Annotated in this window: 19 protein-coding genes; 11 read left to right on the forward strand and 8 right to left on the reverse strand. The window is 46.4% G+C overall.

From position 1 onward, the window contains the following. The first annotated feature begins 3 nt into the window (after positions 1-3). From A3L04_RS07550 to nuoI, 9 genes are read left to right on the forward strand one after another with little or no spacing between them, the layout of a single operon-like run. Entirely contained in the window at positions 4-711 is a 708-nt protein-coding gene (locus A3L04_RS07550) for a Na(+)/H(+) antiporter subunit B (protein ID WP_068578414.1), read from the forward strand. After that, a complete protein-coding gene (locus tag A3L04_RS07555; protein ID WP_068578417.1) occupies positions 708-1,052 on the forward strand; it encodes an NADH-quinone oxidoreductase subunit K in 345 nt (114 codons plus the stop codon). The genes A3L04_RS07550 and A3L04_RS07555 overlap by 4 nt, the downstream gene beginning before the upstream one ends. After that, positions 1,049-2,530, forward strand: a complete 1,482-nt coding sequence (locus tag A3L04_RS07560; RefSeq protein ID WP_068578419.1) for a proton-conducting transporter transmembrane domain-containing protein — start codon at positions 1,049-1,051, stop codon at positions 2,528-2,530. The genes A3L04_RS07555 and A3L04_RS07560 overlap by 4 nt, the downstream gene beginning before the upstream one ends. Then, positions 2,527-4,380 carry a proton-conducting transporter transmembrane domain-containing protein gene (locus tag A3L04_RS07565; RefSeq protein WP_068578421.1) on the forward strand — a complete coding sequence of 618 codons (1,854 nt, stop codon included), beginning with the start codon at positions 2,527-2,529 and terminating at the stop codon, positions 4,378-4,380. The genes A3L04_RS07560 and A3L04_RS07565 overlap by 4 nt, the downstream gene beginning before the upstream one ends. Before the next feature lie 3 nt (positions 4,381-4,383). Beyond that, positions 4,384-5,313, forward strand: coding sequence for a respiratory chain complex I subunit 1 family protein (locus A3L04_RS07570; RefSeq protein ID WP_068578423.1), 930 nt, complete (start codon positions 4,384-4,386; stop codon positions 5,311-5,313). A gap of 10 nt (positions 5,314-5,323) precedes the next feature. Further along, entirely contained in the window at positions 5,324-5,902 is a 579-nt protein-coding gene (locus A3L04_RS07575; RefSeq protein WP_068578425.1) for a NuoB/complex I 20 kDa subunit family protein, read from the forward strand. Continuing rightward, entirely contained in the window at positions 5,899-6,423 is a 525-nt protein-coding gene (locus tag A3L04_RS07580; RefSeq protein ID WP_068578427.1) for an NADH-quinone oxidoreductase subunit C, read from the forward strand. Before A3L04_RS07575 ends, A3L04_RS07580 begins: the two co-directional genes overlap by 4 nt. Positions 6,424-6,433: 10 nt before the next feature. After that, positions 6,434-7,609: an NADH-quinone oxidoreductase subunit D gene (locus A3L04_RS07585; RefSeq protein ID WP_068578429.1), complete on the forward strand. Its 1,176-nt coding sequence runs from the start codon at positions 6,434-6,436 to the stop codon at positions 7,607-7,609. Positions 7,610-7,614: 5 nt separating this feature from the next. Next, positions 7,615-8,229 carry an NADH-quinone oxidoreductase subunit NuoI gene (gene nuoI, locus A3L04_RS07590; protein ID WP_084448894.1) on the forward strand — a complete coding sequence of 205 codons (615 nt, stop codon included), beginning with the start codon at positions 7,615-7,617 and terminating at the stop codon, positions 8,227-8,229. Here nuoI and coaBC read toward each other — a convergent pair. Then, positions 8,221-9,426, reverse strand: coding sequence for a bifunctional phosphopantothenoylcysteine decarboxylase/phosphopantothenate--cysteine ligase CoaBC (gene coaBC, locus A3L04_RS07595; protein WP_068578432.1), 1,206 nt, complete (start codon positions 9,424-9,426; stop codon positions 8,221-8,223). The genes nuoI and coaBC overlap by 9 nt on opposite strands. A gap of 67 nt (positions 9,427-9,493) precedes the next feature. Here coaBC and A3L04_RS07600 point away from each other — a divergent pair, with 67 nt between their 5' ends. After that, positions 9,494-9,835: a DUF4870 domain-containing protein gene (locus tag A3L04_RS07600; RefSeq protein ID WP_068578434.1), complete on the forward strand. Its 342-nt coding sequence runs from the start codon at positions 9,494-9,496 to the stop codon at positions 9,833-9,835. A 51-nt stretch (positions 9,836-9,886) separates the two neighbouring features. Beyond that, a complete protein-coding gene (locus tag A3L04_RS07605) occupies positions 9,887-11,797 on the forward strand; it encodes a S16 family serine protease (RefSeq protein ID WP_068578436.1) in 1,911 nt (636 codons plus the stop codon). Here the strand turns inward: A3L04_RS07605 and A3L04_RS07610 are convergent. The 7 genes from A3L04_RS07610 to A3L04_RS07640 form a co-directional block, all read right to left on the reverse strand. Further along, positions 11,784-13,067, reverse strand: coding sequence for a phosphoadenosine phosphosulfate reductase domain-containing protein (locus tag A3L04_RS07610; RefSeq protein ID WP_068578438.1), 1,284 nt, complete (start codon positions 13,065-13,067; stop codon positions 11,784-11,786). The genes A3L04_RS07605 and A3L04_RS07610 overlap by 14 nt on opposite strands. An 80-nt stretch (positions 13,068-13,147) precedes the next feature. Further along, a complete protein-coding gene (locus A3L04_RS07615; protein WP_068578442.1) occupies positions 13,148-13,573 on the reverse strand; it encodes a 4Fe-4S dicluster domain-containing protein in 426 nt (141 codons plus the stop codon). After that, positions 13,570-14,535, reverse strand: a complete 966-nt coding sequence (locus tag A3L04_RS07620) for a respiratory chain complex I subunit 1 family protein (protein ID WP_068578444.1) — start codon at positions 14,533-14,535, stop codon at positions 13,570-13,572. Before A3L04_RS07620 ends, A3L04_RS07615 begins: the two co-directional genes overlap by 4 nt. Further along, positions 14,532-15,824, reverse strand: a complete 1,293-nt coding sequence (locus A3L04_RS07625) for a hydrogenase large subunit (RefSeq protein ID WP_068578446.1) — start codon at positions 15,822-15,824, stop codon at positions 14,532-14,534. The genes A3L04_RS07620 and A3L04_RS07625 overlap by 4 nt, the downstream gene beginning before the upstream one ends. Further along, complete coding sequence (locus A3L04_RS07630) at positions 15,824-16,342, reverse strand: NADH-quinone oxidoreductase subunit C (RefSeq protein WP_068578448.1); 519 nt, start codon at positions 16,340-16,342, stop codon at positions 15,824-15,826. The genes A3L04_RS07625 and A3L04_RS07630 overlap by 1 nt, the downstream gene beginning before the upstream one ends. Then, positions 16,339-16,860: an NADH-quinone oxidoreductase subunit B family protein gene (locus A3L04_RS07635; RefSeq protein WP_068578450.1), complete on the reverse strand. Its 522-nt coding sequence runs from the start codon at positions 16,858-16,860 to the stop codon at positions 16,339-16,341. Before A3L04_RS07635 ends, A3L04_RS07630 begins: the two co-directional genes overlap by 4 nt. Before the next feature lie 4 nt (positions 16,861-16,864). Continuing rightward, complete coding sequence (locus A3L04_RS07640; protein ID WP_068578452.1) at positions 16,865-17,212, reverse strand: hydrogenase; 348 nt, start codon at positions 17,210-17,212, stop codon at positions 16,865-16,867. Position 17,213 lies beyond the last annotated feature (1 nt).

Raw genomic sequence — 17,213 nt, forward strand, 5'->3', positions numbered from 1 at the left:
GCTATGCTGAAAAGGGCACTTGCCATAGTTGTCATTCTCATCATAGGGTACTGGCTCGCCCAAGGATTATCCCAGGTTCCCTTCGGTCAAGATAAGATGCTCGTAGGAAAGTACTACTTGGAGCATGTAAAGGAGCAAACTGGAGCGGTAAACGCGGTAACTGCCGTTGTAGTTAACTACAGAGGTTTCGATACTCTCGGTGAAGTCACAGTTTTGTTCATAGCTTCCACCGGAGTTGGCGCCCTTCTCTGGAGGAAGAAGAGGAAGAGGACCGCAAAGACCGAGGGATCTGTCGTGCTTACTACGGGCTCAAAGCTACTGTTCCCGTTCATAATGCTGTTTGGAATGTACATATTCATCCACGGTCACCTCACCCCGGGAGGAGGTTTCCCAGGAGGAGCAACGATAGCTACAGCGTTCCTCCTAATGTACATGGCGTTCACCATCTACGAGATCCCACACAAAGGCTTCGAGGTTACGGAGGGGTTCGCAGGAATGGGCTACGTTGTCGTTGGCCTTATAGGATTAGCAATTGGTGGGTACTTCCTCTTCGATTGGATATGGCAGACGTGGCACCTTGGAACTAGCAACATAGGAAGGCTGTTCAGCGGAGGCTTCATCCCCGTAATCTACACGATCATTGGAATTAAGGTTGGAACGGAGCTCAGCGGGATTATAGACAACATGCTCAAGGAGGAGGTGAAAGAATGATTTCAGCGTATTACTTTGGAGCAATAGCTCTAATACTCATAGGGCTCTACGCTGTCCTAGTAAAGAAGAACCTCCTAAAGATACTCGTCGGGCTGAGCATAATGGAGACCGGTGTAAACCTGCTCTTAATAAGTATTGGTTACATTTCCGGAAAATCCGCCCCAATTCTTAGCGAAGGCATAACTCCTTCTCAAGCTGTAGATCCAATTCCACAGGCCCTAGTTCTCACCGCGATAGTTATAGGAGTTGCTACAACCGCAATGGCGCTTAGCGTTGCCATAATCCTGTATGAGAAGTATGGAACCCTCAACATAGAAGAGATAAGGAGGTTGAGAGGATGAGCCAGGTTGCATCACTATTAATAGCTCTCCCTCTCATCAGTGCATTCTTCGTCCCCGTGCTAAAGCAGATAAGCAAGTCGCTGATAAAGCCATACCTCGTTCTCATCACGTTAATTCAGGCTGGAATAGCCGGATGGGTGTTCAAAGAGGTGTATACAACCGGTAAACCAATAATAATCTACGCCGGTGGCTGGAGACCCCCAATAGGGATCAACCTCTACATAGGGCACTTTGCGGCGCTGTTCGTCCTGATAATAGCGGTCGTTAGTTTCATCATGGCTATCTTCAGCCTTAAAGCAGTAACAGTTGAACCAATAGACAAGTACGCAATGCTCTTCCTCCTGCTGATGCTTGGAGCAACTGGAATGATTGCCACGGGAGATATATTCAACCTATTCGTCTTCATGGAGATCACTGCAATAACGGCCTATGCCTTAACCGCCTACAATAAGACCGGAGAGGCAGCAGAGGCCTCAATGAAATACATAGTTCTAGGGGGAATAGGATCAAGCTTCTTCCTCATAGGTGTGGCTCTCCTCTATGGAGCCACAGGAACGCTCAACATGGCTCAACTAGCTGAACTTGCAAGCTCAATCAACCCAATAGTGGCCCAAGTAGGGTTAGCCCTCATAATGTTCGGGCTTGCAGTTGAGGCTGAGCTGTTTCCACTAAACGCCTGGGCACCTGATGCCTATCAGGCAGCCCCACATCCTGTAACTGCAATGTTCTCCGCCTTCGTAGTCAAGGCCGGAATATATGCCTTGGCAAGACTACTCTACCTCCTACAAAAGGCCAGCGGCTGGAGTTCACTTCTCAGGCTGCTCGTAATAATGGCGACTCTAACGGTCGTGTTTGCCGAACTCTCGGCGTTAAGACAGAAAGACGTTAAGAGGATGATAGCATACTCAAGTATAGGCCAGATAGGCCTAATAGCATTGGCATTCTCCCTGGGAACACAGGCTGGAGTTGATGCCGGAGTTTTCCACATGGTCAACCATGCAATAGTGAAGGCCCTTCTCTTCCTGGCCATAGGGTACGTTGGGATTACAGTAGGTGGAACGACCATGGAGAACTTTGAGGGACTAGGCAAGAGGATGCCGCTTACAGCACTAGCTATAACCGTGGCGGGAGTAGCAACGGTTGGGGTGCCACTATTCAACGTATTCTGGAGCAAGCTCAAAATTATCCTAGCAACCCTTCAGGCAGGATTCTTCTGGGCTGCAGTGCTAGTGCTGTTCGCGAGTGTGGTTGAAGCCGTCTATTACTTCAGGCTTATCCACAGAATGTGGTTCATGGGTGGAGGAACTAGAATCAAAGAAGGAACTATAGCAGGTATTCTGATCATACTGGCAGCAATCATAATCATCATAGGAATTAACCCAGCGCCTGTATGGAATATCGTCGTTAAGGCGGGAAGCGACATATTCAACGTGGCCAACTACGTTAAGAACGTTCCTCTCATGGGGGTGGGAGCATGAATGAGTTGCCAATCATTGTTGTTTCACCCCTAATTGCTGGATTCCTAGCCTGGCTTCTAAGAGTTAGGGGGATAAGAGAGATAATTGGCGTTGCAGGCTCACTGGTTCCTTTAGCATTACTCATCAAGCTGTACCCCTCACTTGGAGGGAGGCTTGAGTTCACGATAAACGTTGCAGGGTTTAAGCTTGGTCTAATGCTCTCCCACTTGACATGGGTATTTTCAATGATAGCCGCCGTTGTTGGCTTCACCGCTATCCTGGGAATGGTATCAACTGCGAGGGACAACTGGGAGTGGCTCTTCGCCCTGATGAGCCTTACCGGAGTCCTTGGAGTATTCATGGCTTATGATTTAGTAACGTTCTTCATATCTTGGGAAGTCATGACGTTCGCAAGTTTCATGATGGTTCTGAGGTACAATAGGCACGCCTCATTGAAGTACTTCATACTCAGCATAGTTGGAGCTTACGCGATGCTGATTGCGATAGGCCTAATATACGCCAAGACCGGAACGCTGACATTCCCCGAGGTCTCAGCGATATTCTCCCAGGATGCCATGACGAAGATGATGGGAGGCCCCGGACTGTTCACAAAGACCGAGACAATGCTAATCTACGGCCTGTTCCTCTTGGCCTTTGGTGTTAAAGCGGGAATGTTCCCGCTTCACGTCTGGGCACCAGATGCCTACAGCGAAACCAACCAGAGCTATACAGCAATGTTCAGCGGAGTCTTGAGTAAAGCTGGTGTTTACGGGTTCATACTCCTCTACATTCTCATGTATGGGAAGCTCATAGTTGAGTTCGGCCACTTCAGAAGCGCACCAACGTTCGGCTACATAATAGCATTCCTAGGCGGTCTAACTATCATCGTAGGGGGAATTCTAGCAGCACTACAGGAGGACATAAGAAAGCTCTTTGCCTACTCGAGTATAAGCCAGATAGGGTACATACTAGTTGGTCTAGGCGTTGGAACGGCATTAAGCATCGAGGCTGCAATATACCACGCTATAAGCCACGCTCTCTTCAAGGGACTGTTCTTCCTGATAGTGGCAACCTTAATCTACAGGACAGGAAAGACCGAGTTCAAGGACTTTGGTGGATTGGCGGAGAAGATGCCCTACACGTTCGCTATGGCGTTCATAGCGATCCTCAGCTTAGCCGGAATTCCACCGCTAGTTGGATTCACGAGCAAGTGGCTCATATTTGAAGCCGTAATCCATGAAAATCTCCCAATACTCGGTGGAATGGTGTTCTTTGGTAGTGCAATAGGTTTCGTCTACCTGATTAGGTTTACCTACGCAGTGTGGTTTGGTCAGAGACCAAGCGATATCGAGAACACGAAAGATGCCCCCCTGCCGTTGGCAATTGCCATGGGGATTCTTGGAGCCCTTAATGTAATATTCGGCGTTGCCCCAGGATTAGTCGCCCAAGAACTGAACAAGATATTTGGCAAAACGATAATTGCTGGCAATATATGGGAGCTCGATCTGGGCTTTGGTAGATACAATGGGCTTCTCCTCACGATATGGATGACCATTGGGCTGCTAATTGCCGCGATAATCTACTTCATGGGAGCTAGGGTTAGAAGAGTTCCAGTTACCGACACGTACCAGTCAGGTAACCCAGTAACAATGGAGTACAACCTCACGATAAGGAGGAACTTCTTCCTTCCGCTTAAGGAAGCCATGGCATTCTGGCTGAGAATCAGCTTTGACAAGCTTTACCACGACATATGGCAGAGCATTGAGGACTTCGCCGAGACCGCGAGGAATTATATTTACAACGGGAATGTTCAGGCCTATGCGTGGTACCTTGCTATAATATTGATAATACTCGCCGCGATGGGGGTGTGAAAGATGCTTGAGGCGTTCCTTAAGGCCCTCCTCATAATTTTATACGCAACCTTTGTAGGGTTCATGTTCATGGGAATAATCAGGAAGGTCACCGCAAGGATACACAGGAGAATTGGACCTCCAATATACCAGCCCATAATCGATACCATCAAGTTCTTCAGTAAGAAGGAGAACATTACCCACGGCGTCATCTACGACTTCGGAATAATCTTTGCGCTTGGAGCCACGATACTCGCTCTGATGTTCATTCCCCTTGGCGGAGTTAGCATACTAAGGGCTTATGGAGATCTCATATTGATCACGTTCCTCCTCGAGATACCAATGTTAGGAATCATGTTTGCGGCCATGAGCTCAGGAAACCCCTATGCAGGAATCGGTGCACAGAGAGCCTTGTTAACCCTGCTCGCAATTCAAGTCCCCCTGGGATTTGCGATAGTTGCGCTGGCAGAGTACTACGGAACGTTCAGCACGTACGAGATAGTTATGGCCCAGCAGATCCACGGATGGAGTATATTCCACCTACCGTTACTGCTTGCGGCCATAGCCTACGATATAGTCCTCCAAGCCATGTTCGGAAAGGAGCCCTTCGACATCATGATAGCCCCAGGTGAAATATCCCTAGGTCCAATGGTTGAGTTTGGAGGAAAGCACATGGGTATCCTCCAGATACAGCATGCCATTGGCCTATTTGCAGAAACACTGTTCTTCTCGAACATATTCCTGGGAGGAGCAGTGGTTATGACATTCGCCAGCCCAATACTCAACACACTCGCAACTCTTGTCATTCTGCTGATTAAGCAGCTTGCGGTACTCCTGATAGCGATATTCATAAGCACGATATTCCCCAGGTTCACCATCGATCAGGCTGCGAGGTTCTACTGGAAGTGGCCAACGATAATTGCAGCTTTGGGTGCAATACTAGCGAGCTTGTGAGGTGAGGAAAATGGTGGATTGGAGGTTGTTTGAGCCACTGTTCAACTGGGCGAGAAAGAAGAGCCTTTGGATTGTGTCATTCTGTACAGGATGCGGTGGAATAGAGATGCCTCCGCTCATGACGTCAAGGTACGATATCGAGAGGTTTGGAATAATCCCGGATCCAAGTCCAAGACAGTATGATTTGTTCCTCATAACAGGTTACGTAACCCCAAAGACCCTCAAAAGGATAATAATAACCTACGAGATGGCCCCAGATCCAAAGTGGGTCCTAGCTCACGGTTCCTGTCCATTGAATGGTGGAGTGTACTGGGACTCCTATAACGCGATAAAGCACCTTGACAAGTACATCCCAGTTGACGTGTTCATAGCGGGTTGTATGCCAAGGCCAGAGGCAGTTCTTGACGGAATACACAAGCTGATGGAGATGATAGAGAGCGGAGAAGCCGATGGATGGAAGAGGTACAGGGAGAACTATGAATGGTACAGGAAGAACCAAGACGAACTCTTAGGTGAAGGGTGGAGGGAGAAAGAGGCAAGAAAGTGGATACCTTGGCTAATGGACAAGAGAAAGGAGGTTAAAGAATGACCTGGGAAATCGGCGAAGAGATCATAAAGAAAATCCTAGAGAAGGCACCGTACGCAGAAGGTAAGGTTAGAAGGGAGAGAAGGCTTGAATTCAAGATTCCGGCAGAGAGAATAAGAGAGTTCCTGATGATCATGAAAGAAAATGGATTCCCCCTAATGTTGCAGATATCAGCCGTGGACTGGATAAAGGAAGGGGAGATAGAGCTGGTGTACCACCTAATGAATATCGAGCTAGGAACCCATGCAATGGTTAAAGTTAGAATCCCCAGGGATCTAGATAAGGCGAAAATGCCAACTGTTAGGGATATTTATCCAGCGGCTGAAACCTACGAGAGAGATGTCCACGACTTCTTCGGCGTTTACTTTGAGGGCAACGACAAAATGGAGATGCCATGGATTCTCGATGATCCAGAGAGAGGGCTTTATCCCCACAGGAAGGACTTTGACATGCTCGGCTACGTGAAGAAGAAGTATAAGATCCTCGATAGGTTCGACGAGAATAAGGACAAGTACGTGATCTGAGGTGATATTAATGGTCACTCAAGAGGAGTTAATTAGGGAAGCGAGAGAGAACGGGATGGAGCTCTATCCAATAGAGAAGGACACTTACGAGCTGTTCTTTGGTCCACAGCACATGGCCACAGAGAACTTCAGCATAATCCTGAAGATGGATGGTAACAGAGTCGTGAAGGCCATAGCAAACCCAGGATTCCTTCACAGAGGTTTCGAAAAGCTTGCAGAATTCAGGCCATGGTACACGAACATAGCCCTCCTTCTCAGAATCTGTGTTCCAGAAGCCGACGTTCCTGAGGCCATATACTCAATGGCCGTTGATGAAATAATCGGCTGGGAAGTTCCTGAGAGGGCCCAGTGGATAAGGACTGTGGTCTTGGAGATGGCCAGAGTTTCAGCTTATCTCTTCTGGATAATGGGATTAAGCTTTAAGTTGGGTGTATACACAGCAGGACAGTGGGCTGCTGCGTACAGAGAGAGGTTTATGAGACTGTTTGAAGAGCTTACGGGAGGAAGGGTCTATCACATCTACACGATCCCAGGAGGAGTTAGAAGGGACATTCCCGGAGACAAGTGGCTGAGGCAACTTAAAGATACTGTAGAGTACATAAAGTCAAAGCTACCAGACTTCGACAACCTGGTCTTTGAGAACTACATAACTTACAAGAGAATGGAAGGAATAGGAGTCATGGACAGGAAGTTCGCATTGGCCGAGGGAGTTACTGGACCAAATTTGAGGGCAACTGGAGTTGCCTACGATGTGAGAAAAGATGATCCTTACCTTCTATATCCAGAGCTGGACTTTGAAGTTCCAACGCTCAAAGAGGGGGATGCACTGGCTAGGGCCCTAGTTAGAAGGTACGAGCTTGAGCAGGATCTCTACATCCTAGAGCAACTCCTTGAAATGGGCCCACCAAGTGGACCATATAAAGTCGAGGATCCCAGATTGAAGAATCTACCTAGGTTCAAGGTTCCAGCTGGAGATGCTTTTGCTCACGTAGAATCGACAAAAGGAGACTTTGGAGCTTACGTTGTTAGCGATGGAGGGAACAAACCCTACAGAGTCCATGTGAGAGGTCCTAGCATTGCTCACGGAATTAGGGTATTAGAACAGTTATTAGTTGGAGCAAGAATAGCGGATGTTCCTGTAATATTGATGAGTCTTGATAACTGTCCACCCGACATAGACAGGTGATGAGTATGCCAGCAAAAGTTGTTGGTGAGGATAAAGTCAAAAAGAGCCCTTCCTATGTGAAGCCCTGGCTTGGCCTTAAATATCTCTTTAAGAAGCCTGTCACGATAAAGATACCTTATGAAAAAATTGAACCAGCTCCAAAGTACAGAGGATTCCATACTTTAGACTGGAAGAAGTGCGTTGGCTGTAACTTCTGCGGCCAGATATGCCCGGCTAGAGCAATAGAGATGACATGGATAGAAATCGATGGTAAAATGGAGAAGAGGCCACATCCAAAGATAGATTACGGAAGGTGCACATTCTGCCAGTTCTGTGTTGATGTATGTCCAACCGGAGCACTAGGATTCATAGAGAGTTATATACTAACGACCACAGGGGAAGAGGAGGAGCTCGTCCTTTACGATTGGGTTCCAATACATCCGGACAAGTTCAAGGAGATCCAGGAGGAGTTTAAGGACTGGAGATATCCCGTAGAAAAAATAGATGTCAATGAAGAGACTGGCGAGGTAACTTACTATCTCAGAAACGGGGAAATATTCAAGTTCAAAATAGTAGGGTATGGTATAAGACCTCCAAAACCCCAAACCCAACCCAAGAAAGAAGAAAAGAAATCAGAGTAGCCTCTCTATTTCATTCCATATTTTTTCTGCAAGTTCCCTCTTCTTCATCTTTGGCAGATCCTTAACTCTACCCTTCGTTACGATAACGACCTTGTTTTCCTCGCTTCCAAAGGCCTCCAGCGTGTTTCCAACAACCATGTCGCTCTTGGCTCTCTCTATCTGCCTCTTTGCTTCATCTACTAGCTTGTCCATGGATGTCTCGGCCTTAAAACCAACTAGGAATACATCTGGCTGAATCTCTTTTATCCTGTCTATTATCTTCGGAGTAGGCTCAAGCTCCAGTAAAATCCTCTGACCGCTCTTTATCTTTTCCTGAGCCTTTACTTTAGGCCTGAAATCACTCACGGCTGCAGCCATTATCACAACATCATACTTCTTCCTCGATAATTCCTCTTCTATTGCGGCGAGCATCTCCTCGACGGTTTCAACTTCCACCTGATTCTCCACGAAGCTGGGGGCGCTACCCTTTGTTTTTATCAACGTAACTTCAGCTCCCCTGAAGTCTGCTTCTTCAGCTAAAGCAACACCCATCTTCCCACTACTGGCATTTGTTATGAACCTTATTGGATCGATGTACTCGCGGGTGGCTCCAGCTGTAACAAGAACACGCTTTCCCTTTAACGTCTTGGGATGCAATTTCCTTATCACCCTATATACTATCTCATCGATAGTCGCTACCTTCGCCTTCCCCTCCTCTATTCTGGGCCCTATAAACTCCACGCCAAGTTTTTTTAGCTTTTCAATGTTTTCTCTAACTATTGGATGCTTGTACATGCTCTCGTGCATTGCTGGAGCTATCATTATTGGGGTATGGGGGAACGCGGTCGTGACAACCGTGGTTACAGGGGTATCATCTATTCCGCAAGCAATTTTACTGATAGTGTTAGCTGTCGCAGGACACACCAAAATTAGGTCAGCCTTGTTCTCATGCTCACCTGCAAGCTCGACATGCTCTATAAAACCCGTAATCTCGGTCACAACGGGATTGCCTGTTGCAAATTCCATCGCGTAGGGGTGAATTATCTTTGTGGCGCTCTCGCTCATCACTGCATGAACCTCAGCTCCATGCCTTATTAGTTCTCTAGCGAGTTTTACACATTCAACTGCAGCTATGCTCCCAGGAATCGCAAGTACGATTTTTTTCCCAACTAGTTTTCTACTCTTCGTTGCGTATATGAGCTTAACATGATGGAGCATTTTATCACCATAAAAAATTCGCAGAAGTATTTTTAAGTAAATCTGAAACCAATAAGGGGGAAGAACCATGAGTGGCAGAACATCACTGGGTTTAGAAGAGAACGTTGAAGCAGCTCTAAGTTACGTTGGGATCTTCGTTACCGGCATAATAATCTTGGCCTTAGAAAAGGAAAGTGAGTTCGTGAGGTTCCATGCTCTCCAGTCAACGATAACGTTCCTAGGTTTGATAATCCTAGGTGCAATTTTCAGTGTGATCCCGATTATCGGATGGGTATTCAATACGATAATAACGGTCATTGCCGTAATAGCATGGATACTTGGAATAATAAAGGCTTATCAAGGAGAGAAGTTTAAATTTCCAATAGTTGGGGATTTGGCCGAATCTTGGCTTCCAAAGATTAACATCTGAAGCGAAACCCGTATATATCTTATACCCATTTCTATTTTTGGTGGGCTGAAAATGAAAAAAGAAGCTATAATATCGCTTTTTATTGCGATAGCCTTTCTTCTTGAGCCAGCTCTTGCCCAGTGTCCATGTGAAGGAAGAACAGTAATCCTAAAGGCGCCTGCAGTTTCAATGACATCTACAGGTGAGATGATAGGTGTCCCAACAGAATTCGTGATCACAGTAGCTCCAGGAAGCGGACATGTATATGTTGAAACATGGCCCCTAACGGAGGTTGATATGCAAGCATCAGCAAGACTTGCAGCAGAGGTTGCAGGTAGGGTTCTTGGCATAGACATGAGCAAATATGATGTCTTCATTCAAGTAAAAGCAGATTCCCCAATAATTGGTGGACCTTCAGCGGGAGGGACAATGACAGTAGGAATAATCGCAGCATTAATGGGATGGAAAGTCAGGAGCGACGTCATGATGACGGGAATGATAAATCCCGATGGTAGCATAGGCCCGGTAGGGGGAATCTTAGAAAAAGCTTCGGCTGCCCATCAGGCGGGAGCCAAAATCTTCCTAATTCCAGAGGGACAAAGGATCCAGGTGGTTACTGAAACCCAGAGAAAGCAGATTGGTCCAATAACACAAATTACAACCACACAGAGAAGAGTTGATGTTGCAAAGTATGCTGAGGAGAGATGGGGATTAAAAGTAATAGAGGTTAGGGACATATACGATGCTGTCTACTACTTCACGGGGCACAAGCTTGAAAGACCCAAACCTAAAGGGAAAGTTATAATAAGTACAAGCTTTCTTGAAAGCGATGCAAAGCAAGACTACCAAATGACACTTAACTATTACAAGAATATTAGTGAGAAACTCAAAAACAGTGATGTAAGTTACTCTACATACAGCTACCTTAAGGCAGCTCTGGATGATGCCTACAAAACACTTCAAGAAGCAAAACAGGCTTTAGATAACGGTAAGTACTACACGGCCATGAGCCTTGACTTCCAAGCAAGAATAATCATAAGGCACGTGGATTGGTATATTGACGTTTATGAAGGAAGAGATCTTGAGGATATATTCCTCGAAGTTAAGAAAGAGATTGATAGTGTTGAAAGTTACGTTTCAAACTTAACGATTAAAGGCGTCACAATGTTACAAGCAGTTGCTGCAAGTGAAACAAGAATAGAAGATGCAAAAGAGTACCTAAAGGAGGCTCAAGCCTCATACTACAAACAGGACTATTGGGATGCTGTAAGTAATGCTGCATACGCATATGAGAGGGCAAAAACTGCCAAGCTTTGGGCAGAGCTCGGGGAGAGATATGCAAGGGGAGAAGTCATCTCACGTGAAGCTATTAAGAGAGCAGCAAGAAATCAGCTCGATAATGCAAGGCTCATAGTTACCTATATAACCTCAATGTTCGGCCAGCAAAACCTGCAGGACTTGATAAACACTCTCAACAAAGGAGAACAGTATTATGAGGATGGTAAATACTCGGCAGCGCTCTTCTCCGCTATGGAGGCTAGGATTAGGGGAGAGGTAATACTGGACACTATAGGAATTGACAATGTAACAGTACTTAAAGACAAGCTAAAGATGATGAAAGAAGAAGCCAAGACAGCAATTGGACTTGCGGAGGAGGGGGGAACAGTCCCCCTGCTCTCGATGGCTTATTATGAGTTTGCAGAGAGCTACGAAGCTAAAGGAGATCCTCAAGATATAATAACTGCAATGATATTCTACCAGTATGCAAAGGAAACGGCGATGGTGTTCCTGGGTTGGAAGTCTAGTAGTGAAAGCACAAAAACTACAACGATATCTTCACCCATAAGCCAAAACAGCACAGAGGTTACAACAACAGTAACAGTGACAAAAACGGAGACGGTAAGTGGAACGGGGACAAAAGTATGCGGGCCCGCGATAATGGTGCTGATAGGAGCTCTAGCGGCAATCTTCAGGCGCCGTTGATTTTCCTTTCTTTCATAACTTTTGGAAGGTAACCAAGCTTGTCAAGCAGATCTATCTCCCACTGGGCCAAGCTCGGGCATACAGTACAACCCAGCCTATAGAACCCCTGATAATACAGGGGATGCAACTCAAATCCATTCATGAGTATGTACAACTGAACCATTGCCCCGCTCCAGAACTTAATCGGCATGACCTCTGTTATCTCTCCTATAGGTGTCTTTCTAGTCACAACAGGTGGCTTAAGTCTTCTTCTAGCACTTTCAGCATCTCTGTCCCCCACGATTAGTATTGGATTCTCAATTTCCTTAACGGCGTTATAGAGGGCTTCAACTTTCATCTTCGTGCACCATCTGTTAGCATGAGTTGGCAGGCCATACTTATGGATAGGCATCGGAACTTCAACTTTCACGAGATTTATCCCAAGCTTTTTTGATATCTCCTCAACATACTCATCGGTAAGGGGCATTTCATATTCCATTTTTACATAGATTGCAGTGACTTCATCAAACACTTTACTTGCCAATATTAGGGTAGCAGTAGAGTCTTTTCCACCACTCCATGGCACTACTGCAGTTTTATCGGCAAAGTCCCTCAGGAAGGAAATACTTGCCCTCTCAAAGGCTTCCATGTATCTTTTATTGGCTTTAATTGTTTCTCTGAGAGAAACTTCCTCAAGTGCAGGTATCCTCCACCTGACCTCGGTTGGTTGACCAAGTACTTTACTAATTTCCGCTATCTTGTTCGGACCAGAATAGTACTCTTCCATGTTCATGGTCTTCCTAAGAACTAAGGATATGTCCCCAGGATCAACTCCCAATAACTCGATCATGTTCCTTCGGAAACCCTCCCCAATTGCAAAATAGAGATCATAGTCTGGATTTATCTCTAAGCCAAGAGGATTATTGGGAGTGAATTTATAATAATTAACGTCCCAAGCAATACCAAGCCTAAATCTGGCCTTTATTTCCTCGATGTGGGAATATAATTCGTCAACTCTCATGTTTCTAACTCTCTTTGTCCTAAGAACCCTTATAAAGTAAGGACCCTTTATCTCACTTGCGATCTCTTCTGCTAACTCTTTTTCCTTTTCCCCAAAAAGAAATATTGGGATGTAAGGATCGCTTAAAGCATCATGAAGGTGATCCTCAACTTCCTCAAACCTCCTCCCACCACCTAAACTCGAGACTCTTAGATATCCACCGTAGTTCCTCTCATTGATATACTGAATTGCCTTAGCATCTTTTCTTGCTCTCACTATTATGTTGAACATCAAGAATTAAAAGAATAAGAAGGGTTTATAATATTTTGAATGATGAGAACTCCCTGACCTGAAGGGTGATGAAGACCGGTTCACTGACTCTTCTTAGCTTTAGCCTGTGCCTTGGCCTTCTTTAGCTCCTCCTGCTTCTTCTTAATCTCCTCAGCTTCCTCTGGAGTTACATAGATGAACTTTGAGTCGTACTTGTCGTAACTTGCTAGCAGGAACTCATCGCTCATTTGTAAGGCTCCCGTTGGACAGACATCAACGCACTGCTTGCAGAATACGCACCTGCCTGTCCATAGTGCAACCTTCCTTATCTCTGGGAGGTACACGAAAACTCCAGCAGGGCACACGGTAACGCACATTCTACAGCCAACACACTTGTCAACGTTGTATACTATCTTGCCCCTGAAGTTCTCAGGGACAGGAACAGGCTCAGTCTTAGGGAAGGGATTGGTTGCCGGCTTCTTGAAGAGGTTCTTGATAACGGTGGATAAGAGAGGAAGTCTTATCATAGGCTCACCCCCATTGCGAGGATTAAGGCTCCGATAACACTTGCGGCAAACACCCTAGTCCACAGCAGGTTTACTGCCTGGCTAATCTTCAGCCTACCAGTAACTGTCCTAAATATCGTCTTTGCAACGAACAGGACTATGAACACCTTGAGGGTGTGGATGAGCAGGTTAACTATGTAGCCCTGAATTCCCGGCATGTTAAGCTGCCATGGGAACAACACTGCAACTACAAGTGAGGCAGCTATAAACTCCTTCATTGACTCGGCGAGCTTTATTATTGCCAGGTACCTACCGCTGTACTCAACAAGGGTTCCCTCGGCAATTTCCTGCTCAGCCTCTGGAATGTTGAAGAATCCTGCCTCTATTTCACTCGCTAACCACGCCATGAAGACGTAAACTAGTATAGCCCCCGCCACCCAAGCCATGGGCCCTAGCTCCCAGATGTTGTGCTCATAGAGGCTTGAAAGACTGAAGGGCTTCTGGACTCCTAGCTTTGAGATGCCCCACATTACAGCGAAAACACCGAGCATCATTGCTGGCTCCCTTGATACAAGCATTGCAACCTCTCTCGATGCACCGATCCTTCCATAGGGGCTTCCAGAACTCATAACACCGACTACCAGGAAGAAGTCCGCGAGGGTTAGCAAGTATATGAACACGATTATATCTCCCTTGGTTGCAAAGAGGGGAGCAAAGCCAAAGGGAGTGTAAGCCAACAAGGCTATTGTCGTTGCGAGCATCAGAACTGGAGCGGCCTTGAACATGAAGTTTGCCGTATTTGGAATTATTGTTTCTTTGCTAACGAGCTTTAGGAAGTCATAGAAAGGCTGCAGGATTGGTGGCCCTATTCTCCTCTGCATTCTCGCGACCAACTTCCTATCAATTCCCGCGAACAATAGTGACATTATGGAAACGTAGATATAGAGGCCAAGTAACCCGAGGAAAGCATAAACTAAGTTCATAGCAACACCCCCCTAGAACACCCAACTCCTGCGGGAGTTGGATCTCCCTTAACTTCGGGATTTATCTCCCTCGTCTTCTTTATAGAAAGCCTGAGGAGATCCTTTTCTGTTAGAACGAACTTCTTCCCATCCTTTACCACGGCGACCCTGTCAGTACAGCTGAGGCATGGATCTATCGATGCAATTGCAACAACAACATCGGCCAGCTGGTTACCCTCTAGTCCCTTGGCTATAGCGAAGAGGTTCGGGAACGTTGGCTCTCTCATCTTCCACCTTACTGGGCCATCCCTTCCCTTCTTGCCCTTAACGTAGTGGACAAGCTCACCTCTTGGAGCTTCATACCTTCCTATACCCTCTCCATCTCCAAGGATCTTCAGCTTTGCAACTAGGACGTTGTCCTTTGGGAATGTCTTAATTTTGCCCTCGGGCATCTGATCTAGAGCGTGCTCTATTAGCTCAAGGCTCTGCCATAGCTCACCTATTCTGACGGCCATTCTGTCATATATGTCCCCCCTAGCCTTTTCCCCAGTGACATCTTCGGGCATCACTGGCTTTATTCCAAGATCTGGGTAGACCCCCAATTTCTCACTCCACCTCGCATCTTCTCTGACCCCTGAACCTCTGCCAGTGGGACCAACTGCCCCCATCTCAATCGCAAGTTTCCTGGGGATTATAGCCGAGTCCCTTAACCTGGCTTCAATCGTTGAATCGTGCAGGAACACGTCTTCAATCTGAGGAAGGACTTCACGGTAGTACTTGATCATTTCAAGCAATAACCTCTTGTGCTTCTCTTCTATATCCCTCCTAACGCCACCAATGGTCATCATCGAATAGTTAACCCTGTTTCCAGTTATCGCCTCGAGCATGTCCATAACTTTCTCCCTAGCCAACCAAGTCAGGTGAAGGACGGTGTCGTAACCTATATCGTGCCCAACGACACCTAGGTTGAGTAGGTGGGAGTGTATCCTTTCGAGTTCCCCTATTATGGCCCTTATGTACTCTGCCCTTTCTGGCACTTCTATTCCTGCCATTTCTTCAACTGCTCTAACGTAAGTGTGATTGTGAGAGAAAGAGCATATTCCACATATTCTTTCAGCTAGATACATTACTTGCACGTAGTTCCTCCTCATTGCTATCCACTGAATGCCTCTCAGATTATATCCTAGCTTAACGTCAACGCTAACTATCCTCTCACCGTCTAGCGTTAGAATGAACTTTTCGGGCTCTTCAAGCCCAGGGTGAATTGGCCCAAAGGGTACTTTAACCCAATATTCCACTTTCTTTGTCATCACTTACCCCTCCTTAGCAGGTAGGGGTGACCTGCGTTCTTCACCATCTCTTCAGGAATACCCTTATCATCAAGTCTCAGAGGGTATATGCCCTCTGGGAAGTCGTCGGGAAGGAATAGCCTCCTCTTGTCTGGAGCATTTTCAAAGTCTATTCCAATCATTTCCATAGCTTCCCTCTCGAACTGAAGTGAAATGGGGAATATGTCGCTTATATCGGGAAGCACCGGATCATCCTTGGGAACGCTTGTCTTGACTATCAATGAAATCGCTGGAGTGTCCTCATACTTTAATAGGAGGTGAATGCTGAAGTCTATGGCATCTCCAACATCTTCCTCTATCGCAATTGAGTAGTGAGCATCTTCATCATACTCTTTCAGGAACTTCATGAAGTCCCTAAAACTCTCCCTAGGTACACTTATCCAAACTCTTCTTCTCCCCCACTTATTCTCCTTGATTTCAACGTTTGCCTCAGGAAACTTCTGCTTAACTATTTCAACAAACTCTTCTTCCTTACTCATTCTTCTCCCTCCTCTGGGGGTGCTTCACCCTTAATCATCTTCGCAAGTTTTTCTAGAGCTAAAACAACCCCATGAAGGATAGCCTCCGGTCTTGGTGGGCATCCTGGGACGAAGACGTCTACTGGAATCACGTTGTCAAGGGGGGCATTCGTGAATGGGCTCTCGTAGAATACGCTTCCTCCCGTTGGACAGGCACCCACAGCAATTACCACCTTTGGATCGGGGGTTTGCTCGTACACTAGCTTTACCCTCTCCAAGCTCTGATTGGTTACCGGCCCGGTGACTATTAGAACATCCGCATGCCTCGGGCTCCCCACTAGCTTTACTCCGAATCTCTCAGCATCATATCGAGGAGTTAAAGCCGCAATTATCTCAATGTCACATCCGTTACAGCTTCCGCTGTTTACGTGGAACACCCAAGGTGATCTTCCGATAAACCTGCAGAGTTGTGCAATTCTCCTTTCAAGCCTCTTCCTTTCCTGGGGATTACCTTGATCAGCGGGGACCTTAATCGTCATTTCCTCACCCCCTAAGCAATATCACGACAAGTATGAACGCGGTGGTCATTAGGAGATAGCTGACGTAGTCAGTAAGCAATCCTGTGTGATCCGCCTTGAGGGTGGCAAAGAACTTCTTTGCTCCATTTATTAAGCCCCACATGGTGTTCTTTCCTGTATGGAAGCCTTCAAGATGCTCGAATCCTGGGATGACTTTGTCGGGATCTTCACCGCTTATAAATATCTTTGTGCCATCGCCGACTTCTCTCGTGCCCATTCCAGCACTCTTAGCCCATCTCTCGAGGAGGTAAGCAAGGATTAAACCGATGATAAAGACGAGGACAAAGTAGAGGGCATCCCAATAACCGAACACT

The sequence above is a fragment of the Thermococcus chitonophagus genome, assembly GCF_002214605.1.
In the GTDB taxonomy this organism is placed as follows: domain Archaea; phylum Methanobacteriota_B; class Thermococci; order Thermococcales; family Thermococcaceae; genus Pyrococcus; species Pyrococcus chitonophagus.